This is a genomic window from Yoonia vestfoldensis (assembly GCF_002158905.1).
GTDB lineage: Bacteria > Pseudomonadota > Alphaproteobacteria > Rhodobacterales > Rhodobacteraceae > Yoonia > Yoonia vestfoldensis_B.
In genome coordinates, this window is the sequence record NZ_CP021431.1 from 1,552,735 (window position 1) to 1,573,872 (window position 21,138).

18 protein-coding genes and 1 pseudogene are annotated in these 21,138 nt (G+C 58.4%); 10 read left to right on the plus strand and 9 right to left on the minus strand.

Annotation, left to right across the window (positions count from 1 at the left end):
- Positions 1-35 precede the first annotated feature (35 nt).
- From guaA to LOKVESSMR4R_RS07650, 4 genes and pseudogenes are all read left to right on the plus strand, one after another.
- Complete coding sequence (guaA, locus tag LOKVESSMR4R_RS07640; RefSeq protein ID WP_087207185.1) at positions 36-1,595, plus strand: glutamine-hydrolyzing GMP synthase; 1,560 nt, start codon at positions 36-38, stop codon at positions 1,593-1,595.
- A 55-nt stretch (positions 1,596-1,650) separates the two neighbouring features.
- On the plus strand, positions 1,651-2,376 hold the full coding sequence (locus tag LOKVESSMR4R_RS20110; protein ID WP_157898155.1) for a transferrin-binding protein-like solute binding protein: 726 nt from the start codon (positions 1,651-1,653) through the stop codon (positions 2,374-2,376).
- A gap of 59 nt (positions 2,377-2,435) precedes the next feature.
- Positions 2,436-2,555 (plus strand): annotated as a pseudogene (locus LOKVESSMR4R_RS20115) (hypothetical protein); the annotation flags it as partial.
- Positions 2,556-2,629: 74 nt separating this feature from the next.
- On the plus strand, positions 2,630-3,274 hold the full coding sequence (locus LOKVESSMR4R_RS07650; protein ID WP_087207190.1) for a transferrin-binding protein-like solute binding protein: 645 nt from the start codon (positions 2,630-2,632) through the stop codon (positions 3,272-3,274).
- 64 nt (positions 3,275-3,338) lie between these two features.
- Here LOKVESSMR4R_RS07650 and LOKVESSMR4R_RS07655 read toward each other — a convergent pair whose 3' ends face one another.
- From LOKVESSMR4R_RS07655 to LOKVESSMR4R_RS07690, 8 genes are all read right to left on the minus strand, one after another.
- Positions 3,339-4,766: a C69 family dipeptidase gene (locus LOKVESSMR4R_RS07655; protein ID WP_087207192.1), complete on the minus strand. Its 1,428-nt coding sequence runs from the start codon at positions 4,764-4,766 to the stop codon at positions 3,339-3,341.
- Positions 4,763-5,821: an oligopeptide/dipeptide ABC transporter ATP-binding protein gene (locus LOKVESSMR4R_RS07660; RefSeq protein ID WP_237331933.1), complete on the minus strand. Its 1,059-nt coding sequence runs from the start codon at positions 5,819-5,821 to the stop codon at positions 4,763-4,765. The genes LOKVESSMR4R_RS07655 and LOKVESSMR4R_RS07660 overlap by 4 nt, the downstream gene beginning before the upstream one ends.
- Positions 5,740-6,711: an ABC transporter ATP-binding protein gene (locus tag LOKVESSMR4R_RS07665; protein WP_087207196.1), complete on the minus strand. Its 972-nt coding sequence runs from the start codon at positions 6,709-6,711 to the stop codon at positions 5,740-5,742. The genes LOKVESSMR4R_RS07660 and LOKVESSMR4R_RS07665 overlap by 82 nt, the downstream gene beginning before the upstream one ends.
- A complete protein-coding gene (locus LOKVESSMR4R_RS07670) occupies positions 6,708-7,559 on the minus strand; it encodes an ABC transporter permease (RefSeq protein WP_087207198.1) in 852 nt (283 codons plus the stop codon). The genes LOKVESSMR4R_RS07665 and LOKVESSMR4R_RS07670 overlap by 4 nt, the downstream gene beginning before the upstream one ends.
- Positions 7,556-8,497 carry an ABC transporter permease gene (locus tag LOKVESSMR4R_RS07675; protein ID WP_087212832.1) on the minus strand — a complete coding sequence of 314 codons (942 nt, stop codon included), beginning with the start codon at positions 8,495-8,497 and terminating at the stop codon, positions 7,556-7,558. The genes LOKVESSMR4R_RS07670 and LOKVESSMR4R_RS07675 overlap by 4 nt, the downstream gene beginning before the upstream one ends.
- Positions 8,498-8,561: 64 nt before the next feature.
- Positions 8,562-10,139 (minus strand): ABC transporter substrate-binding protein, encoded by a 1,578-nt coding sequence (locus LOKVESSMR4R_RS07680; protein ID WP_157898157.1) that lies wholly within the window; start codon positions 10,137-10,139, stop codon positions 8,562-8,564.
- A gap of 149 nt (positions 10,140-10,288) precedes the next feature.
- Positions 10,289-11,113, minus strand: coding sequence for a helix-turn-helix domain-containing protein (locus tag LOKVESSMR4R_RS07685; RefSeq protein ID WP_087207202.1), 825 nt, complete (start codon positions 11,111-11,113; stop codon positions 10,289-10,291).
- 98 nt (positions 11,114-11,211) lie between these two features.
- Positions 11,212-13,221, minus strand: coding sequence for a CocE/NonD family hydrolase (locus LOKVESSMR4R_RS07690; protein WP_157898158.1), 2,010 nt, complete (start codon positions 13,219-13,221; stop codon positions 11,212-11,214).
- A 389-nt stretch (positions 13,222-13,610) separates the two neighbouring features.
- On the opposite strand from LOKVESSMR4R_RS07690, the gene LOKVESSMR4R_RS07695 reads away from it, so the two are divergent.
- The 6 genes from LOKVESSMR4R_RS07695 to LOKVESSMR4R_RS07720 all read left to right on the plus strand — a co-directional run bounded on the left by LOKVESSMR4R_RS07695 (position 13,611) and on the right by LOKVESSMR4R_RS07720 (position 19,408).
- Positions 13,611-14,954 (plus strand): site-specific integrase, encoded by a 1,344-nt coding sequence (locus LOKVESSMR4R_RS07695; RefSeq protein ID WP_087207207.1) that lies wholly within the window; start codon positions 13,611-13,613, stop codon positions 14,952-14,954.
- A gap of 63 nt (positions 14,955-15,017) precedes the next feature.
- Entirely contained in the window at positions 15,018-15,239 is a 222-nt protein-coding gene (locus tag LOKVESSMR4R_RS07700; RefSeq protein ID WP_087207209.1) for a helix-turn-helix domain-containing protein, read from the plus strand.
- Between the two features lie 135 nt (positions 15,240-15,374).
- Positions 15,375-15,716 (plus strand): hypothetical protein, encoded by a 342-nt coding sequence (locus LOKVESSMR4R_RS07705; protein ID WP_087207211.1) that lies wholly within the window; start codon positions 15,375-15,377, stop codon positions 15,714-15,716.
- A 374-nt stretch (positions 15,717-16,090) separates the two neighbouring features.
- On the plus strand, positions 16,091-17,455 hold the full coding sequence (locus tag LOKVESSMR4R_RS07710) for a DNA primase family protein (RefSeq protein ID WP_420645910.1): 1,365 nt from the start codon (positions 16,091-16,093) through the stop codon (positions 17,453-17,455).
- 1,104 nt (positions 17,456-18,559) lie between these two features.
- Positions 18,560-18,838: a hypothetical protein gene (locus LOKVESSMR4R_RS07715; protein WP_237331934.1), complete on the plus strand. Its 279-nt coding sequence runs from the start codon at positions 18,560-18,562 to the stop codon at positions 18,836-18,838.
- Between the two features lie 9 nt (positions 18,839-18,847).
- Positions 18,848-19,408, plus strand: coding sequence for a hypothetical protein (locus LOKVESSMR4R_RS07720; protein WP_157898159.1), 561 nt, complete (start codon positions 18,848-18,850; stop codon positions 19,406-19,408).
- Between the two features lie 392 nt (positions 19,409-19,800).
- Here LOKVESSMR4R_RS07720 and LOKVESSMR4R_RS07725 read toward each other — a convergent pair whose 3' ends face one another.
- Complete coding sequence (locus tag LOKVESSMR4R_RS07725) at positions 19,801-21,093, minus strand: hypothetical protein (protein ID WP_087207218.1); 1,293 nt, start codon at positions 21,091-21,093, stop codon at positions 19,801-19,803.
- Positions 21,094-21,138: the final 45 nt, after the last annotated feature.

Genomic DNA, 21,138 nt, shown 5'->3' on the forward strand with positions numbered 1-21,138 from the left:
TGCGCAAGGGCGCGACTGGCTTTACCGACTGCGGCATGGAAAACAGCACATATGAACGCTTGCTGATCATTGATTTCGGCAGCCAGGTGACACAATTGATCGCGCGGCGGCTGCGCGAATTGAATGTCTATTGCGAAATTCACCCGTTCAACAAGGTAACGGATGCATTTCTGGCCGATTTCGCGCCCAAGGCGGTGATCTTTTCGGGCGGCCCGGCCTCGGTTTTTGCCGAAGGCGCGCCGATGCCGCCCAAATCGGTCTTTGATCTGGGCGTGCCGATCCTGGGCATTTGCTATGGCCAGCAGGTCATGATGCATGTGCTGGGCGGCAAGGTGGAACGCGGGCATGGCACCGCCGAATTCGGCCGCGCCTTTGTGACGCCTGTCGAAAAGCTCGACCTGCTCGAAGGCTGGTTTTTGACCGACCGCGAACAGGTCTGGATGAGCCATGGCGACCATGTCTCCGCCATCGCGCCCGGTTTCGCGGTCTATGGCACCTCGCCCAATGCGCCTTTTGCGATCACGGCGGATGTGAACCGGCATTTTTATGCCGTGCAATTCCACCCCGAGGTGCATCACACCCCGAATGGCGCGCGGCTTTATGAAAACTTCGTGCGCATCGCAGGCTTTTCCGGCGATTGGACGATGAGCGCTTACCGCGACCAAGCCATCGCCGCGATCCGCGAACAGGTAGGCGATAAACAGGTGATCTGCGGCCTGTCGGGCGGCGTTGATTCCTCGGTCGCCGCCGTGCTGATCCACGAAGCGATCGGCGACCAGCTGACTTGCGTTTTCGTCGATCACGGGCTGTTGCGTCAGGGCGAGGCCGAAGAGGTCGTCACCATGTTCCGCGACCATTACAACATGCCGCTGATCCATGCCGATGAAAAGGAATTGTTCCTTGGCAAGCTCGAAGGGGTCTCTGACCCTGAAACCAAGCGCAAGATCATCGGCGGGCTGTTCATCGACGTGTTCCAGAAATATGCGAATGGCATCGAAGGTGCGGAATTTCTGGCCCAGGGCACGCTCTATCCCGATGTGATCGAATCGGTGTCGTTTTCGGGCGGGCCATCCGTGACGATCAAAAGCCATCACAATGTCGGCGGCCTGCCCGAGAAAATGGGCCTGAAACTGGTCGAACCCCTGCGCGAATTGTTCAAGGACGAAGTCCGCGCCTTGGGGGCCGAACTTGGCCTGCCGCCCAGTTTCATCGGGCGTCACCCCTTCCCCGGCCCCGGCCTTGCGATCCGCTGCCCCGGCGAGATTACCCGCGAAAAGCTGGACATCCTGCGCAAGGCCGATGCCGTGTTCATCGACCAGATCCGCAAACACGGGCTTTACGATGATATCTGGCAGGCTTTCGTCGCGATCCTGCCGGTGCGCACCGTGGGCGTGATGGGCGACGGGCGCACCTATGATTTCGCCTGTGCCCTGCGCGCGGTCACATCCGTTGACGGGATGACGGCGGATTATTACCCCTTCACCCATGATTTTCTGGGCGAAACCGCGACACGGATCATCAACGAGGTGACGGGGATCAACCGCGTGACCTATGATATCACCAGCAAACCCCCCGGCACGATTGAATGGGAATGATCCCCGCCAGACATTAAACACCAAAGCGGTCGTTCGTTGCATGGATGGCCTGTGATTGCTATCGTTTTACAGCTTAAGAGAGAATCTTCTTAAGCTTTTCAACTTTAGGAATGTGCCAATGTCAGTAAAATTTGTTTTAACTCTCACCACACTCATCGGACTTGCCGCATGTGGCGGCGGTGGCGGCGGCGGTGTTGCTGTGCCAAACAGCCCACAGCCCACGCTGATCCCGCTAGCGGCCGAAGGGTCGTACGACGGTTTGCGCAATACAGAAGCGACCGTGCTGAACCGTTTTTATAACGTGAACGGCAATCAAATCCGAACACGGGTCGCAGAAATGCCAACGCTGGGCAGCGTCACCTATGCCGGCATGGCCGCTTTTCCGACAAGAAACCGCACCACCACCGTTATCACCACCAACAATAATACCACGATCCGCCGGCCTGCTCCACAAATTGCCGCGCGTGCCACGATGGTGGCCGATTTCGCAAACGGCACTGTCAGCGGCACCATCGATCAATTCCGCGATTCCGCGAACACAGCCCTGCCGGGGTCACTGACCTTGAACGCCGCCCCCATCACCGGCAATACCTATGCCCGCACCACCCTGAGTGGTACCTATCCGGTGAATGGCACAGCACAAACGATCACCGGCGTGCAGCATTCAGGACGGTTCCTCGGACCAGACGCAAGCGGGATCGAGGGCACAATCGGATTCTTTGCCCCGCGCGCCGAAGGCGGGGAGCAACTGATCAACGGCACCGTGTTCGTCGGACGCTGACCCACCCAAAACGCCGCCCTGTCTCGGGGCGGCGTTTTGTTTGCATCAATAATGGCAAAGATGACCTCTGGCAGGCTTTCGTCGTGATCCTGCCGGTGCCCACCCTGGCTGTGACGGGCATCTACCGCGTGACCTATGATATCACCAGCAAACCCCCCGGCACGATTGAATGGGAATAGCCTTGCCAGCCGGTCCATCGCCGGTCTAGACCAAAGCGGTCATGCAGCGGCATGGCCGGTTTAGGGTTTTTGTGATGAGTCGCTGGTGTTTTGTTTCTGCCGCGCTGTTTGCGCTGCTACCTGGCTGTATGGGCGGCGCTGCCGTGATCGGCGCCCCGGCCTATCTGAGCCCCGCACCAGCGGGATCGTTTAACGCCTTGGTCAATGTCGAAACGCGGTTCCTGAACAGCTATTACGACCATGATTTCGTCTTGCGACAGACATCCGCCAGCCAGATGCCCCAGAATGGCACGGTCACCTATCAAGGTGCGGCTGCCTTTGCGACAGATGCGCGGGAAACCACGTTCCAAAGCAATGGAAGCGATCTGGTGGTGGCCCGCACGCTGCCAGCGATCACCGGGCGCGCCGTTTTGACGGCCAATTTCACCACCAATCAGGTCAGCGGCCATATCGCGGATTTCCAAGGCGCGGATGGCAGCGCCCTGCCCGGGCACGTCACCTTGCAAGCCGCAGATATCACGGCCAATCGCTATGGCAGCGGCATGGTTGCGGGGTCTTTCGCGGTGGACGGCACGGCCACCACCGTCACGGGCGGTGGCCATGGCGGGCAATTTGTCGGCAGCGATGCGGCGGGGATCTATGGCAATGTCACGCTGATCCTGCCACAGCCAAGCGCTGCGACCACGATCATCACCGGCACGATCACCGTCGAAAAGTGACCGCAATATGGTGCAATCTGGCTTGCGCGGCACAGCCCGCCATGCCGGATGATTGATCCGGTTTTCACCAGATTTGCACGGGCTTCATTGGCAGAGCGCTTAGATTCAGCGCGCCGTTATTGCGCACACGTTTCTCGGCGGCATCGGCCAAAATCAACGCCTCTTGAAGAGCATTTTGCAGCCAGAGTGATGATTGGAGCGTCAACAAACGTCGCGCCAGCCGGTCTTCGTTTTGGGCCAGCAAAATCTCTGCTGTTTTTGTGACATCTCGCAATTCGATTTCAAAAAACCGCTCTGCTCTGCGCCAATGGGCATAAGTTTCACCAAGCAATGGCTCTGGCATTTGAAAGGCCAGATGCATGAGGCGCTTGTAAACTGCGACGGCAGATTGCGTGACTTCGGCACCTTGTGGCACATGGCTGATCGTATCGGCGTTTTGCCCCGCATGGCGCGGGTCCAGAAAACGCGCGCTTTCGCCGGTGGTCAGATAGCGGTGCATGCCATATTCCAGCGGAATCTCGGTCATCCCCATGAAAACAGGCACAAGCGGCGCCGTGACAGCCCCCACTGGCGCATGCCACATGACGCGCAAAGCATCATGGCTGGGATGGACCAGCGGGACGACCTGGCCATAGCCGGCGGTATCCCCGGTCAGGCGTTCTGTCGCAATCGCCCAGATCATATCGTGAAGCCCAATTTTTTCCGGGCGGGCGGCGCGTTGGCGCATGGCGTCCTCGACCCAGGCTACCCCCTCCCAGCGGCCTTTGCCATCGCCATAGACCGCATTCACATCGAATGGCCCTTGCGCGGGATCATACCAGCCCTGATCAATCGCAAAGCTGATAAAATGATCGGGAAACAGAAAATCATCACTCGGGCAATCCGGCACGATCCCGATATAACCCGGCCTGCTGGCGCGGATACTGTCCGGCCCCAGCCTTTCAGCGACCCAGAGCTTGCGCGCGCCACTGAATTCGATCACCACCCAGGCCTCTTCGGGGTCTGCGATGATATGGGAATTGCCGCCATAGCAGGAATAACCATGTTCGGCGATCAGCATCGCGATCAGATCCACGCCTTCACGGGCATTGCGCGCGCGTTCCAGGACCAGCCGCGCCAGATCGGAATAATTCGGCCCGCATTGGTCGGGCGGGGTCATCTCGATCAATTCCTTGCGCGAGCTTGACCAGATATCGCGCACAGCAACCCCGTGTTCATTCAAGCCGCCATTGGTGATCGGGGCCGGGACGCCAAGATAATAGCTGTAGCTGACACGCAGATGCCGCAAGGTCTGTGGCACCTGCGGGATCGTGCTGCGCAAGCCCGGCAGATCCGCATTTGCCGAGACGCCAACCGCGATACTTGCCCCTGCTGGATGTTGCGCGCGCGGCGCGATTTCCAACCAATGGCTGGACGGCTCATCGCCATATCCGGCCAGCCAGGCGTGACCATCTGCGCTGTGATTGCGCCCAACATAAATGCCGTAGCTCATAAGCCCACTTGGATTGGATAATGACAAGACACCGCAGATGTCCCCTTGGTGGTCAGTTGCGGAACACGGCTGCTGCAATCCGCGCGCACAGCCGGGCAGCGCGGGTGAAATTCGCAGCCCCGCGGCCGTGCCGTCAAGGCCGGAGTTTCCCCCTGCAGAACGATGCGCTGGCGCCGCGTTGTCGGGTCTGGTTCGGGATTGGCTGACATCAGCGCCGCCGTATAGGGATGGCGGGGCTTTTCCATGATCTGCGCCACCGGCCCAATTTCAACAATCCGCCCCAGATACATGACCGCGATCCGATCCGCGATATGGCGCAGGATATTCAGATTATGGGTGATGATGACGGTGGTCAGCCCATGTTCGGCCTTGATCCCGTTCAGCAGGTTCAGAATTTCGCCCTGCACCGAGACATCCAGCCCAGCGGTCGGTTCATCCGCCAGCACGATCGCCGGTTGCAATGCAAGCGCCCGCGCGACACCCACGCGCCGCGCCTGACCACCCGAAAGTTGATGCGGATAGCGATCAAGGAAATCTGCGTTCAAACCCGCGCCTTCCAGCAACCTTTGCGCCGTTGCGATGGGGTTCCCGACATCCTGCCGGTGAATGGCGAAGGGTTCCAGCACCAATTCGCGCACCGTTTTGCGCGGGCTGAGTGATCCCACGGGATCTTGGAACATCATCGCCATCTGTCTGCGGACGGCCTGCCAATCGGGTCTTTGATGCAATGCGATGTCGTTGAAACAGATCTCACCCGCCGCCAAGGGCACCAATCCGTTTATCGCGCGCGCCAATGTTGTCTTGCCAGAACCGGATTCGCCCACGATGGCCAGGGTTTCGCCGCGCTGCACATCAAGCGATATCCCGTTCAGCGCCTGGACATTGCGCGCATCGCGCGGGGCCATCATGGCCTTTAGCCCGCGCAAGGATGGAAATGTGACCATCACATCGCGCAGCGTCAGGATCGGGGCGGTCATCGCAACGCCTCTGTCGCGAAATGACAGCGCGCCCAATGCGCGCCATTGATTGCCATCGGTGCGGGTCTTATGCGGCACAGATCTTTGGCCTTGTCGCAGCGGTCGCGGAAAATACAGCCCTCTGGGGGCGCGGTCAGATCCGGCAGATCGCCCTGAATAGCGGGCAAAACCGCGACCTTGGTTTTCATCCGGCCGGGATCGCATTCGATCAGCTTGGCCGTATAGGGATGGCTGGGATGCGCAAAGACTGCGGTCACCGGTCCTTCCTCGACCGCCTCGCCGGCATACATGACCACCACATTGTCGCACAGTTCCGCAATCACCCCCAGATGATGAGAGATAAAAAGGATCGCACAGCCGATATCGCGCTGCAATTCTTTCAGCAAGGCGATGATCTGCACCTCTAGCGTGGCATCCAGCGCCGTGGTCGGTTCATCCGCGATCAGCAATTTGGGGCGCATCAAAACGGCCATCGCGATGGCCACGCGCTGGCGCTGGCCACCAGAAAGCTGATGCGGATAGGCCGCAAGCTTGGCTTTGGGGTCCGGCAGCCCGACACGGGCCAGCGTTTCTGTCGCACAGCGCAGTTTTTCGGCGCGGCTGCGCCTTGCGCGGTATTGGATGTCCAGCATCTGGCGACCGATTGTCAGAACCGGGTTCAGCGATGTCATCGGATCTTGAAAAACCACTGAAATGTCACGGCCGCGCAGGTCCCGCAACCGCCGCCGAGAGGCGCCGACCAGGTCTTCGCCTTCCAGCCGGATCGTACCGGCGGCGATACGGGCGTTTTGCGGCATCAGCTGCAGCAGCGCATTGATCAAGGTGGACTTGCCGCAGCCCGATTCACCGACAATGCCGACAATCTGGCCCGGCGCGACATTCAGCGCGACATCGCGCAAGGCCTGCACCGCGCCTTGCTGGGTGGCGTAATGGACCGTCAGTCCTGCGACATTCAGGGTATCGGTCATCGTGACTTCCTCAATTTGGGATCAAGCTGGTCGCGCAGTGCCTCGCCCAGAAAGGTAAAGCCAAGGGTGACCAGAATGACCGGCAGCCCGCCTGCAACGATGATCCAGGGCGTTGTGCGGATGAAATCAAAACCGTCTTTCAGCGTGGCGCCCCAGCTAGGCGTGCCCGGTGGCACGCCGATGCCCAGAAAGCTCATCCCCGCTTCGATGGTGATGACGACGGGCAAATTCATCGCGGCAAGAATGAAGAATGGCCCCAGAACATTCGGAAGCACATGATGAAAGATGATCCGCGCCGATGATGCGCCCATCGCATGTTCCGCCAGAATGAATTCGGCATTTTTCAGCGTTAATGTCTGCGTGCGCACCACCCGCGCATATTCGGAAAACGACGTGATGACGACGACGATGATCACCGTGGACAGACCTCGCGGCAGCAGCGCCGCCAGCGCAAGCGCCAGAATGATGGTCGGATAGGCGCGCAGCGTGTCGAAAACGAACAGCAGCATATTGTCCAGCCAGCGCGGCCCAAACCCCGCAATCATCCCCAATGTCAGCCCGATCACGCTGGATATGCTGACCGCCACCAGCGCCACATAAAGCGCGATCCGGCTGCCCTGCGCCAAACGAGAGAACGTATCGCGCCCCAGATTATCCGTGCCCAGCCAATAGCGCGACGATGGCGGCGCAAAGCGGTCAGCAAGGTTCATCGCGCTGTAATCATGCGGCGAGATCACATCGGCGCATAGCGCCACCAAGATCAACGCTACGATGATGATCATGGCGAAAACGGCCATCGGTTCGGCCAGCAGCCGCCCCGGCAAGCTATGTCTGAAAGACCCCATCATGTGACCCTTTGCCTGGGGTCAAGTGCGGCATTGACCAGATCCGCGATCAGCGCGCAGGTGACAAAAAAGCCGATGGCGACCAGCATGGCCCCCATCACGACAGGGTAATTGCGCCCTGACACGCTTTCATAGATCAGTGACCCGATACCCGGACGCGAAAACACGATTTCCGCAAAGACCGCGCTGGATAACATGCCGCCAATGCCGACGCCCAGAACCTGCACCGCGGGCAGGATCGCCACGCGCAGCGCATATTGATAAATCACCATGCGGCGCGGCAGACCGAAAGCGCGCGCCGTGCGGATATAGTTTTCGCCCAATGTCTCTAGCATCGCGGCGCGCACGATCCGCGCGATATAGCCCACCCATGCCAGCCCGATGGCAAAAGAGGGCAGCGCCAGATGAAAAAGCCGGCTGCCCAGATCGCCGGACTCGCCCGCACCGATGGTCGGAAACCAGCGCAGGATCACGCCAAATAGCAACAAGGAATAAAGCGCGACAACAAATGACGGCGCCGCAATAAAGCCCACCGACAAGATGCCGCTGATCCTGTCTAGCCAGCTGTTGCGGTTATCTGCCGAAAATGCGCCAAGCATGATACCCAGCGCGGCCGACCAGAAAATCGCGCAAAAGACCAAGGCCATCGTATGCGGCAAAGCGTTGAACACAGCTTCGGCAACGGGGCGGTTGCGGTTGTAATCCGTCCCCATATCGCCGCCAAGAATACGCCCCCAGAAATTGACGATCTGCACCAGAACCGGATCATCCAGCCCCATATTCGCGCGAAACGCGGCGCGTAATTCCGGGGTGGCCCGTGGCCCCAGCAAGATCGTCGTGGGATCGCCCGGCAGGGTGATCATGATCGTGTATAAGGCCGATATGGCCACAAAGATGATGGCCAGCGCCAGTAGAACACGCTGAAAGGCATATTGCAGCATATCGTCCCCTTCCGACAAAACGACATGCCCCGCCTTGGTCACGGCAGGGCATGTTTTCACAGGGTCACGCGCGGCGGAAGAATTGCAACAGCGGCTGACCATCGGGGCGGGTGGCTGGCACAATGCTGTCGGCAAAAAGATTGGCGGTCACGCCATGCGTCAGGAACCGATAGCCGCCCGATTGCTCCATCAGATCCTGCATATGACGATACATCTCGTCACGCCGGGCCGGATCGCCTTCGGACAGCGCCGCGTCATGCAGCTGGTCGAATTCCGCATTGGAAAATTGTTCCCAGTTCCAGTCGCCGATCTGGTCAGACACAAACCATGCGGTGGCATAATAGGGGTCCGGCGTCATCGAAAAGCGCTTGATCGTCAGTTCAAGATCTTTCCAGCGGTCGCCATCGGCAGCGACGCCCAGGCTCCAGAAGGATCCGGATTCGTGGACAGTGATGTTCAGATCAATCCCCGCCTGCGCCATCATGGCCTGCATCACCTGCGCTGTGGTCGTATGGGTGACGTTGTTCAGCACATCGACATTCAGCGCCAGCCGGTCAATGCCTGCCGCATCCAGCAAGGCGCGGGCGCGGGCAAAATCGGCTTGTGGCGGGATCAATGTCGCTGGCCGGTGGCCGATCAGACCGGGGGCAATGATCCCGGTCGACGCCTCGGCCACATCAAAAAAGGCCGCTTGCAGGATCGAGGGCACATCGATGGCATACATGATCGCCTGACGCACCCGGATATCTTCGAATTTCGGATTCTGGATGTTCAGCCCGACCCAATGATAAAACAGCGCCGGATGCACATTCATCTGCGCCCCGATGGGCGGGTTGTCCCGCAGCCGTTGGACAGAGCCAGCCCCGATAGATGTAAAATCCACATCACCGGCATCCTTGGCGATTTCAGCCGCAGATTCATCGACAACAACGATCAGATCGACCCGTTCGAATGCGGCAGGCGCGCCAGAAAAATCGGGGTTGCGTTCCAGAACCCAGCGTTCGCCAAGGCGATGTTCAACGACTCGGTAAGGGCCGCAAACCGCTGGTGGCACCGCTGTAGTGATCTTGCCGCCCGCAGCCTCGACCGCTGCCTTGCAGATCACGGTGCCAGCCAGATACGGCAGCGCGATGGTCCAGATCGGCGCAAAGGGGCGGTCCATATGGATAATGCCCGCATAACGCCCTGTCACCTCGACATGCGAAAACGGGCCCAGATCGGGTTTGATGCGGGAATTATTCGCCTCGACCATATGGCGATCCATCGAGAATTTGACATCCTCGGCCGTGATCTCGCCAAATCCATCCGACCACATCTGCCCTTCTTTGAGGGTGAAGGTAATCGTGGTTGGGCTGGATTGCGTCATGCTTTCCGCCAGATCAAGCTGCCAATCCCATTCCTGACCCGGAACATATTGGATCAACTTGCGGTAGATGCAGCCATATAGCAGTTCTTCGAGAAATCCTGATGCATCCAGCGGATCATAATCATCAGGTTCGAGATAGGTCCGCACATTCAAGCGGCTGCCATCTGCCCAGGCGGCAATCGGGAACATGGCTGCGGCGCTGAGCGCTGCGGCCCCCGCAAAGACCTGTCGGCGTGTCGGGTCCGGTACGAACGAAAAGGTTTTCTGGTTACTCATGATGAACTCTTTCGGTGGTGGAACAGCGCGGTGGGTTGCGCGCATTCTGCGACGATGATGTGCCATCCTGCTGCCCGTGGCTGTTTGCATGCAACTACGCATTCCGCGAAAACTGCTTATGTCTGACGCGCTTGCTGCGTCATCTCGCGTCAGGCGGGCAGCTCTAGCGCGGTCAGCATATGCTGCCCCTCGCCGCCCGCTGCCAGCATCCGCGCCACATGCCGGGGCAGCGCCGGGCATTGTGGGGCGAAAATGCCGGTCTGTTTCATGCTTTTGCGCTTATCGATGGTCTTTCCCAGATATTCGAGAAACACCTGCGCCGCGAAAGGGGATCTGGCGCTGCGGCCCTGCACCCCAAGCGTCATACCTGTCAGGTATGCGGGCACCTCTGCCGCGGCCGGGAACAGGATTGTCTGCGACAGCGACCGCAACGCATTGGCATTATGGTCGATAATGAAGATCCGCCCCCCAAGCATCAGCGCGGTGCCAATATACCGGATGAAATGCGAGCGTCCCAAAAGGCTTTCTTCGGGCTGGATCCGCTCGGACAGGCGGGTGTAATAGACGCCTTTATATTCAACGATGCGCAACAGCGACCGGCGGATCATGCCCGGCCGGCTGGGGGTGTAATAGTAATAAAAGTAATAGCCGCAGTAAGGTTTCAGACTATCTGCCGACCCGACGATCATCCGGTCGATATGGGTCGCCGCCGGCCCGAGCGCACGCAGCAGATGCCGCGCACGCGGGCGCAAGGACACAAGATCGGCAAAGCGGCCATGGGGCAAAAGCAGCTCTTCTTCATCGACGCCGAAATAATCACAAATCCGCCGGGTATTGCGGGCCGAGGGGCGCGATGTCCCGCTCAGATATTTGGTGAATTGTTGCCGGTTGATACCCAGCCCCCGACAGACATCGGCGATGGAGGGGGCATAGCTGCACAGCAGCTTCAGATTGCGCGCAATATTGTCTTGCATATGCAAGTTGTATCTGGCGGCAGCAATTGCGCAAGCTGTATCGCGCCTGTTCGCGTCAGTTGACCGATCCGCCGTTCTGTTTTGCGTCAATCTGCGATCTAGGTTCCATCACGCGGGACAGAAAACTGCCAGTCGCGCGCGACAAGGCAATCCTTGCCTTCATATGCCTGCAGGCATGCGGCGATATGGAAAGACGTCGCATCGCAGGTCATGACCGTGCGCGTCTCGGTGCGGGTCTGCCAATGGGCGCGGCCGATTGTATAGCGCCACCGGGTTTCATGGCGGGCCGTCAGCGGGTCATCGGGATGGATGTCCCAGATTTCGGTGATCACCTTGCCCGATTCAATGCCCGTGCTTTCATGGCGCGTCAGCCCCGCATCCGTGATCAGTTGCAGCCTTTGGGTGCCATCGGGCAAGATCTCTGCCTGGCGGGTATACGCGGCGGCCCGCAAAACATGCGAGCGGCCTTGGCGCATCTGTTCAGGCGGGCCGAATTGCGGGCTGGCTTCGTTGATATCGGGCCGGACAGGAAGCGTCAGGGCACAGCCCGTTGGGTCCAATTGCAGTGACAAGGGCGCGGCAGAGGGCCAGATCATCGGCCAATAGGCCGTTGACAAGGACAGCCGCAGGCAATGTCCCGCCGGTAAGCGATAGGCGATATCATTCAACGAAAACGTCACGTCGACGGGCCTGCCCGGTATCAATGGCGTCACCCTGACATGCCCGTCATCATGGGTCAGGTTCATAACCCCCATGGTGATAAAGGCGACCGACCCATCCGGGCGGAGGTCACAAAGCCGCGCCACGACGAAACCGCTGGTCTGATCCGCTATCAGCCGCAGTTTCAACCGCGCCGCCCCGACAATATCCTTGCCGGTCACAAAGGGGGACGTGTCCAGCGTCAGGCATTGCGCATCATCGGCGCGCTGGTCATCGGCAAGTTCATCAAGGCTGCGCATCCCGGGGCAGAAACGTTGCCCCGCCAGCCCGATGGTCTGCGGGTTCGTGACATAAAGGGGTGCATCGCCCTGTGTCTCGCCAAGCCCGTGTTGTGACAGATAAAATATCTCGGTTCCAATCCGGGGCGATGGCCAGGATTGTTCGGCAATCCAGCGCCCGTTGCGGGCCGGCATGTGACGCGCGGGCGGATCGGATTCCATGACAAACATCCGGTAGGACATGTCGGGCGCGGTGCCTTCGCCTTTCAGCCAATGGTCAAACCATGCTTTCACCTCTGACAGAAACCCGATTGCCGGTTCCGGCCAAGCCACATTGGGATATCGATGCGCCCAAGGGCCATTGATCCCTGCAACGGGTGATGACAGCCCCGCAATCGTGCGCGGCACCGCGTTGGAATAGGCATCTGCCCAGCCGCCCACGGCAAGAATGGCCGCCGTCACCCCGCCATAATCCTCGCAGACAGAGCCGCGCTTCCAATAGGCATCCCGGCGCTGATGGGCCAGCCATGTCTCGATATGCAAAGGCTGGGTCCGCAGCCTGTCCAGCCAGATGTCACGCCATGCTTCGCCCAGGATTTCAGGGTCCGGCGGGCGCGCCGAATAGGCCAGCATCTGCGACGACCAGCCCTTGTTTTCCGTCAGCAGGCAGCCGCCCATGTAATGGATGTCATCGGCATAGCGGTCATCGGTGAAACAGATCGCGACAGCGGCTTTCAGGGCGGGTGGTGCCAGCTGCGCCAGTTGCAGCGCATTAAAGCCGCCCCAGCTGATGCCGATCATGCCGACCGCGCCGTTGCACCAGCTTTGTGCGGCCAGCCATGCGATGACTTGCAGACCATCATCCAGCTCGGCTGCGGAATATTCATCGCTCATATGGCCGTCGGAATCGCCGCTGCCACGAATATCGACGCGCACGCCCACATATCCGTTCTGGGCCAGCCAGCTATGGGTCAGCTCGTCGCGGGGCAAGGTGGCGTCGCGCCGGCGATATGGCAGATATTCCAGCACCGCTGGCGCAGCGTTATGCGCGGCTGTCTTCGGCATCCAGATGCGCGCCGCAAGGCGTGTCCCGTCGCGCATGGTGATCCAGACCGGGTCCAGCACCCGCAGGCCTGCAGGGTCGGTTGATGCGCCAGCGCTTTGTGCCATGGGTCCCCCTTGCATGTCGGCAAAGTAAAAGCCGCCCCAAGGCAAGACGCAATCGCGCAACCACGATCTGGCAGACGCGATGAGACGCGACAACAGGCGCGGTTTTGCAGGCACACTGCTGGATATCACAGCCGTGCCAGCCGCGCGGGAAAGTCTGTGTTCTGTACTGAAATGGTGCACCCGACAGGATTCGAACCTGTGGCCTCTGCCTTCGGAGTGCGTGGGTAAGGCGCATGATCACACTTACCAGATCATACTATAGCCTTGTTTTATAACTTATAATGCTTACTTTCGTGTAATTGCGAGAGGTGAGTAATTTACTATTTTTTACCCCTCGCTGCTGAACTGGTGCTGAACCAGCGCTGAACTACAGGAAGGGGTAAAGGCAGATGCCAAGAATAGCTAAGCGACTGATTGATAGGATCGAGACGCCTGACAAGCGCCACATAATCTGGGACGATAAAATTGCCGGCTTCGGTATCGTGCTGCGACCTACTGGGACACATTCCTATGTGTTCAACTATCGGGACAAGCATGCCTCCATGAGAAACATCACGATTGGCAAGGTGGGCACAATGACGCCCGATGAGGCAAGAAAGCGCGCTGAACTCCTGCGCCGGGATGTGATGGATGGACGATCACCAATTGCAGAAAAGCGGGCCGCGAAACAGGCTATGACGGTCGGGGAATTGCTGGACGCCTACCTGTCGAGCGAACGGTTCAAAAAGAAAGCTACTTCGACGCAGGCCGTTGATCGTGGGCGGATCAAGGGGCACCTTCGCCCTCTGCTAGGCAAGATCGTTCTCGAAGCTCTGACCCCCCGCGACATCGAGAGGGCACATAGCAAAATCGTTGCGGGCAAGACTGCGATGGAAGCGCCCAGCGAAAACAAGCGGGGCCGCATACTGGTGAAGGGCGGCGAAGGCACAGCGCGCATGGCCGTCCGACTGCTGCGCGCGATCTTGTCTTGGGGCAAGGCGGCAAAGGTGCTGCCCGCCAGTGTCACCCCTGATCTGGTTGCCGGGGTCGATATTGGCCGAGACGGCAAGCGCGACCTGATCCTTGACGATCCCGAAGTCTATGCGCGCCTCTGGCGGGTGCTGGACCGTCTGACCGATCCTGACAGTCTGGAAGAAGGTGAGAAGCTTGTCCGCTTCGAAGTCGCTGACGCGATCCGGGTGATCACCCTGACAGGCGCACGCAAGGGCGAGATCATCGGCCTGCGATGGCGGCATGTAGACCTCAAGGGCGGGACGCTCACCCTGCCGCTGGACGCCCACAAGACGGGCCGCAAGACCGGGCAAGAGCGTATCATCGGCCTCCCTGCCCTCGCGTCCGCAATCATCGCCCGTCAGCCTGCCGGTGGTCCGGACGATCTGGTGTTCACCCCTGCGCGTGGCGGCGATCGGCTGGACCTGTCGAAGCCTTGGCGGATCATCCGTGATGCTGCTGGCCTGCCTGCCGGTATCGGCTTGCATGGGCTGCGGCACTCGCTGGCCACTCAGATGGCTATGAACGGCGCTGAGGCGGCTGAGATCATGTCTGCCCTCGGGCACCGGGACATCACCACGTCCCAGAAATATGTCCATTGGGCGCGCGACAAGCGGCAAGCACTGGCCGAGAAGGCTGCGGCTGGTATCACCGCCGCAATCACTGGAAGCGTGGCTGATACCGTCAAGGTGGTGAAGCTGTCCGAGGGTCAGAAGTTATCTAAGACTTCTCAGAAGGATTAATTTTAGTAAACAACCATTCGCGGTGCAACCTTTTCTCTGGCGATACCAGAGAGGATTTCACCAATGACTGACAAACCATACCTGACCCGCGCCGAAGCCGCTGAGTATATCACTAGCATGGGCGCTCAAACCTCGAAGAACACCCTCCAGAAATTCGCAACTGTCGGCGGTGGGCCGGTCTACCGGCGGTTTGGCAACAAGGCGCTTTATACCCGCGCTGATCTCGATAAGTGGATTTCTGCGAAAATGAGCGCCCCGATGCGGTCAACAAGCTCTGCCACTTGATGCTCTCCAGCCGGACGCAAAGCGCCCAGCCCTTCATGAACAGAACCAAGCAGGAACCGTGAGGCAGAACTTCATCACGCAAATGTAATGGAAAAACAATCACTGACCTGTTTTAGCACGCTGAAAGGTTCCGCCATGAGCGAAACACAATTACACCCCGGCTTGCTGGAGGTCTCTCGCCGACTTTGCAATCTGCTGCTGTCAAAGCGGCTTACGGAGACTGAGGCGCTCCATATGTCCTCAGGCATCAAAGGCCTATCCGACGTGTGGCTGGTCTTCTGGGACGATCTCAATGCTCTGGCGAGTCAAGACTTGCCAGAAACCGACTGTCGCCCCGCCGGGACAGAGGTTTTTACATTCCTCAGCGATCGTTCCATGCCCCGAAATTTCAACTTGGCGCTGGGCTATCTGCACCGGCTGTGGGAATACGCCGAGCGTCTAGAAGCCAAGTATAGGCTTTGCGAGGGCGCAGCATGACCTACCGGTTTGAGGACTGGAAATCCGGCGAACCTTTGCCGAAAGGCTGGGACGCTGCTGACGCGGTGCGCGACGGATGGACAAAGAAAGACATCGACGATTGGCTGAGGGCGACGGTGAAACCGTGGAAGCCGAAAAGTGCCACAGAGCTGGCTGCTGGTGGGCGTAAAGGCGCGGCGGCGCAGGATGATGAGCATCTTGGTCAGGATCACGCCTCTGCTGGCCCCTCTGAAGGGCCTGAGCCGGATCAGCACCCGTTTCTTCCTGACGCGCCGATCGGCGGCCAGGACGATGCGGACATCTTGCCTGACACCGGGCGCCGCGGTGTGCCGCGTGACAGCGGTGGACACCCGATCCTCGATCCGCGCGATCCGATGCCCTCGGCCCGGGCACTTCTGGCCGATTGCTACACGGCAAAGGGTTTGCGCGCGATACATCACTATCGCGGCACGTTCTGGCGATGGAATGGGGCCTGCTTCCGTGATGCCGATCGGGACAGTGTGCAGGCGCATGTCTGGAAGTATCTTGATGCCGCGCGGCGGCTGGGAAAAGAAGGGGAGGTGCTGCTGTATCAGCCAAACCGCACGGCTGTCGATAACGTGGTAGAAGCCTTCAAGGCGGTGTGCAACCTGCCAGGGCATGTCGAGGCCCCGACGTGGTTGATTGACGGCAAGAACCGCCCCGATCCGCAGGAACTGCTACCGGTTCGGAATGGCCTGTTGCACCTGCCAAGCGGGCGGCTGTCCAGTCCGACGCCAAGCTTCTTCTGCCTGAACGCCTCGGCGGTCGCGTTTGATCCAGATGCGCCCGAGCCTGTTGAGTGGCTGAAATTCCTCAAGATGATCTGGCCGGACGATGTGCAGGCGATCGAGGCCCTGCAAGACATCTTCGGATACCTCCTGTCACCGGACACCTCGCAACATAAAATCCCACTGATCATCGGCCCAAAGCGATCCGGCAAGGGCACCATCGCCCGCGTGCTGACGGCGCTACTGGGACGGGACAGCGTGACTGCCCCCACTCTGGCAAGCCTTGCCACGAACTTTGGATTGGCCCCGCTGATCGGGAAGTCAGTGGGGATCATAGGGGATGCGCGGCTGAGCAGGAAAGCTGACCAGTCAGCGATCGCTGAGCGCCTGCTCTCGATCTCGGGTGAGGACAGCATCACAATCGACCGGAAGCACCTAACCGCTTGGACGGGGCGGCTGGGGGTTCGGTTCGTTATCATGTCCAATGAACTGCCCCGCCTCTCGGATGCGTCTGGTGCACTGGCCTCCCGCTTTCTTGTGCTGCCCATGAACAATTCATTCTATGGTAAAGAGGACCGGGGATTGGGAAATCGGCTGATGACCGAACTGCCGGGCATTCTGAACTGGTCACAAGCTGGGTATCTCAGGCTGCGCAAGCGCGGATACTTCGTGCCCCCTGACAGCGCGATTCAAGCTGTAGAGGAACTGGAGTCCCTCGGATCACCGATTTCTGCGTTTGTGAAGGAACGCTGCACCGTCGCCCCCGGCCTTCGCTGCGCAGTGGATGACATGTTCGCGGCTTGGCAGTCCTGGTGCGCCAGCAATGGCAGAAAGGAACCGGGCACGGTCCAGAGTTTTGGGCGCGACCTCCGGGCCGCTGTCAATGGGCTTGCCGTGACCCGCCCGGGCGCAGGGGTGATGCGGGTGCGGCACTATGAAGGGATCGACCTTGGCGGGTCAGTGTCATCCGGTTCGCCTGAGGACTGGTGACGACCGCCCTTGTCGGGGTAAGGGTTTGGGCTGGTGCGATGCGCCGGCCCATTTCTTTGGCGGATTACGTCCGTCCGCGATCGTCCGCGACCCGGACCATCCTTACACAATACTCACCTCCCTATTTCACTTCATTTTTCTCAAGTGCGTATTGTTGAAAGGTCGCGGACGTGTGCGGACGTAACTATTTTCAGAGCCTGATAAAAGCTCTCAGTCCTCTGCCGGGCTGCAACCTCAGCTAAAGGATCACCGGCATGGGAGAGATCGTCAAAGCCGAGACAGTACTGATACGAACACAAGAAAAACCGCGACTGGCTTCAAGAGAGAAGCCCATGAACGCGACACCTGCGCCTCATAGAGCCTTACAGGCTGTTAATTACCACTGAGAATTGACCCGACATTGTCACCGAGATCTGACCACCCAGTTATTATGTTCTGCGTATTATGATGTCGTCAATGCTGGTGTCTCCTTTCGTTTCTTTTCGCCGTCTCGGAGCTGGCCTTGAAGCGATAGCTGTCGTTTCCGGTTGCCGGGTCAATTCTCAATGGCAATTAACTATTCTATGCTTTAGATGAAACGAAATAGGCAGAGCTACCTCACGTCCACTCAACCTGATATATCCTTACCTCAGCTCTTTGATTTTGGGCGCTTGTCGATAATCTCATGGCGCGGGGCTGACAGCATAACCCTCAGCAATGCACTGCCCCTGACCATGCCTTTAACGCGCGATAATCCAGTTCGGGGTCACTTGCCGTAATTCTACTGAACAACCGTGTGGGGCCTAAAAGATCAAAGAAAGCAGAAACAAGTATGGCATGTCGTGCGACCGTAATTCATCATAACGCTTGCCCCTTGGCGCAACGCACGCCTTAGGTTTACGTCACCAGCCTGAGTAATGCTGACCTGCCACGGGATATTACCTATCCACTGCGCAGGTCTCACCCTGGCCAGCACGGGTTGCACAAATCGGAACAACGAGAATACGTGGACTTTCTGCGCAAAAGCGGTATGATACTTAAGGCAAGCAGAGGATTAATTGACTTGCATTCTTACTTTGACTTTGTGACGGCCAACATCATTTTCAAAATATGGATCATCTCGCGTTGAACAACAAAATTGCAGGGCTGCGCAACATGCTTTGGCAAATGGAAGTTGAGTTCGGGCTTGAAAAGCTCCCTCAGCCTCAAAAAGACGTGTTCTATGCGGCCTGTCTGACCGCAGATGACAACAAGGTCGTACACAGCGACACCGTCAAACGGCACCCCATGCTCGCACTCATGTCACGGCCAACTTTCTACCGGGCCCTCAAGGAACTTGTCGACAAAGACCTTATGGTAAGAGAAGGGCAGCGCAAAGATGGCCGCTACCTTGTGAAACGCTAGGACGGCTCTGTGCAGTCTTCTGTGATCGAGAGCTGGTTGGTGCCGCTATTTGTTGTGTCACTTTTGTATGTCGGGGCCTTTGCCGTGACATTTTCGGTGCTGATGCCCGTCCAGCGTATGGTGCTGCCGGAGCTGGCGAACAACGCCAGCATCCTTTTCCTCCCGCACGGTGTCCGCGTCCTGACAGCTTGGCTCTTTGGCTGGCGTGCAGTGGTGCTGCTGGCGCCCGGCGGCCTTCTGACGCATGCGTATCTGTATGGCACTGCAGGGTTTTCAAGCGGTTATTTTTTCGCCGCACTTTTTGGAATTTTCTGCGCAACATCGACCTTCTGGATTTTTGCAAAGCTGGGGATGGATTTTCATCAAGAGCAGGCAACGATGATATCATGGCGCGAAATCGTGCTCGCCGGAAGCTTTGCATCTGTCATCAATGTGGCTGGGACATCTTATTTCTACGGCTCCGACATCAGGTCATCGTCTGCATATTTTATCGGTGACCTTGGAGGGCTGCTGGCCTGTATGGTGATATTGATGTTGGGATTTCGATGGATGCGTACGGCACGCACATAACAAGATCTACATCACGCCTCATCCAGCCTGCGCGTTTCGCATGATGGCGGGCAGGACTGGCCAACGCGCTGCAGTTACGCCGCCGCATGACAGGCTGTCGCCGCGCCCGTTTTCCTCAGCTGAGCGCGGCGGTGGGACTGTTGTTAAGTCTTATCGGGAATTTGGTACAGGCGCAGACATGGAAGCAGGCAATATTGCACCTCGCGCACCCAACGCGGGGAGGACGTTCTACTCACATCAAGTCAAAACCACGGGGCTGGCGCACCGCTTACGATTGGTTCAGACGCGCGAACCGCTCCAAATGAGGAGGCCAATCAGACGCGGTCCACCAAGCTATTATAGACGAACCCGGTGGTACCACGCTCCATGCGCGGCTGGATAAATCGTAATGTCTAACGCAATTGGTAGCCCGGGCTCGAGTGTTCGGCGGCAGAGTTGCCAAAGCTAAGATTAGCGGGCGCAGGAAAGGCCTTCAGAAATGCCTCGAGACAAATAGGGAGGCTAGAAGACAGAGTATCCGTACACCAATTGACCCGCACATCATGCGCGTCAGAGGTTCCCGCGATAGCGAACTTTATATCTGACTTTCCAAGCGCGTCTTTGGCGAAGGGCTTGAAATAGGGATCCGCGCTGCCAGACCGACGTATAGGAGAATTGCCAGAATAGTAATCAGAGAGCGGTTTGCCTTTGATCTTAAGATCACCAAAATAGGCCTCAAACCTGCGCGCCCCGGCTATACCGTCGACCTTGGGGCGGACATTCAGCATCACATCGTCGCTGTGCATCGAGAGCTTCAGTTGTAAACGGTAGGGCCGATCGTCGTTCGTTGAAAAGGTCAGGCAGGGATCAGAAGCGCCCTCGACGCTGTAGTGAGCTGGCGTCTCATCTAGTCCTGTCCGCTTGGCCAAGCTCATCGCTTGAGGATAAAGGCCGATACCTGCTAAATTACTCTCAAGGGCAATTTGATAGGGCTCATTGGCCAGCAAATGCAGTCCGGGCTCGATCCGATTGGAAATAATCTTGGCGAAAGGGTCAGATAATACCTGCGTAACGGCGCGCGTCCAGACACGTAGATGCGCTGGGTTATGCATAACTAGCCCTGCGTTTTTTCCGAGGATACGAACCTGGCTCACCAAGGAATTCCCTTGGGTCTTGTTGGAGAGCGCATAGGGTCCGAGCTGGCAAGTGATGAGAAAATACTCTGCAGCAAAGGATTGCAGTTCCGCATAAGGACCTGTCCACTGCCCGAGTTTATGAACGAGCGTGTTGGTTGCGATCTCAGCAAGAGCTGTATTTTTTACAGGAGAGTTGAGCCCAAGACCGGAAACCCATGTGTCTATCATCCGCTCTTTCGAGCTTGAGGCGGGCTTTGCTTTTCCTGGTGTGCGTGCCTTGACGTGATCGACCCAGCGCAGATTGCGGCCCTTGCCCACATAAAAGCAGTTTTCCCAAGACAGCGGCGTCTCGTCGGCGAAGTAGGCGTAAACGTAGTGAGCGGTTTTATCCTTCGGAAAACGCGCTAGAGGCACCTCGGGAGATAGCATAAGAATATCTCGAACGGCCACAAAGCACGCCTCAATGCGCTCCATGCTGTCGCTCCCGACCAAAAGCAATATCTTTTGAGGGTTAATAAACGATGGAGCCGGACTTGCCTCGCAGATCTGCGTGGTGCCATCATCCTGCATTATACCTACAAACACTGCTCACCCTGCCTTTTGTTCAGCAAACTT

Coding starts and splice junctions, on each gene's coding strand:
- LOKVESSMR4R_RS07675 (WP_087212832.1), bottom strand. CDS start 8,497: ATGCTGCAATATGCCTTTCAGCGTGTTCTACTGGCGCTGGCCATCATC.
- LOKVESSMR4R_RS07690 (WP_157898158.1), bottom strand. CDS start 13,221: ATGGCACAAAGCGCTGGCGCATCAACCGACCCTGCAGGCCTGCGGGTG.
- guaA (WP_087207185.1), top strand. CDS start 36: ATGGAAAACAGCACATATGAACGCTTGCTGATCATTGATTTCGGCAGC.
- LOKVESSMR4R_RS07685 (WP_087207202.1), bottom strand. CDS start 11,113: ATGCAAGACAATATTGCGCGCAATCTGAAGCTGCTGTGCAGCTATGCC.
- LOKVESSMR4R_RS07695 (WP_087207207.1), top strand. CDS start 13,611: ATGCCAAGAATAGCTAAGCGACTGATTGATAGGATCGAGACGCCTGAC.
- LOKVESSMR4R_RS07710 (WP_420645910.1), top strand. CDS start 16,091: ATGCCCTCGGCCCGGGCACTTCTGGCCGATTGCTACACGGCAAAGGGT.
- LOKVESSMR4R_RS07655 (WP_087207192.1), bottom strand. CDS start 4,766: ATGAGCTACGGCATTTATGTTGGGCGCAATCACAGCGCAGATGGTCAC.
- LOKVESSMR4R_RS07725 (WP_087207218.1), bottom strand. CDS start 21,093: ATGCAGGATGATGGCACCACGCAGATCTGCGAGGCAAGTCCGGCTCCA.
- LOKVESSMR4R_RS07670 (WP_087207198.1), bottom strand. CDS start 7,559: ATGATGGGGTCTTTCAGACATAGCTTGCCGGGGCGGCTGCTGGCCGAA.
- LOKVESSMR4R_RS07650 (WP_087207190.1), top strand. CDS start 2,630: ATGAGTCGCTGGTGTTTTGTTTCTGCCGCGCTGTTTGCGCTGCTACCT.
- LOKVESSMR4R_RS07665 (WP_087207196.1), bottom strand. CDS start 6,711: ATGACCGATACCCTGAATGTCGCAGGACTGACGGTCCATTACGCCACC.
- LOKVESSMR4R_RS07680 (WP_157898157.1), bottom strand. CDS start 10,139: ATGAGTAACCAGAAAACCTTTTCGTTCGTACCGGACCCGACACGCCGA.
- LOKVESSMR4R_RS07705 (WP_087207211.1), top strand. CDS start 15,375: ATGAGCGAAACACAATTACACCCCGGCTTGCTGGAGGTCTCTCGCCGA.
- LOKVESSMR4R_RS07700 (WP_087207209.1), top strand. CDS start 15,018: ATGACTGACAAACCATACCTGACCCGCGCCGAAGCCGCTGAGTATATC.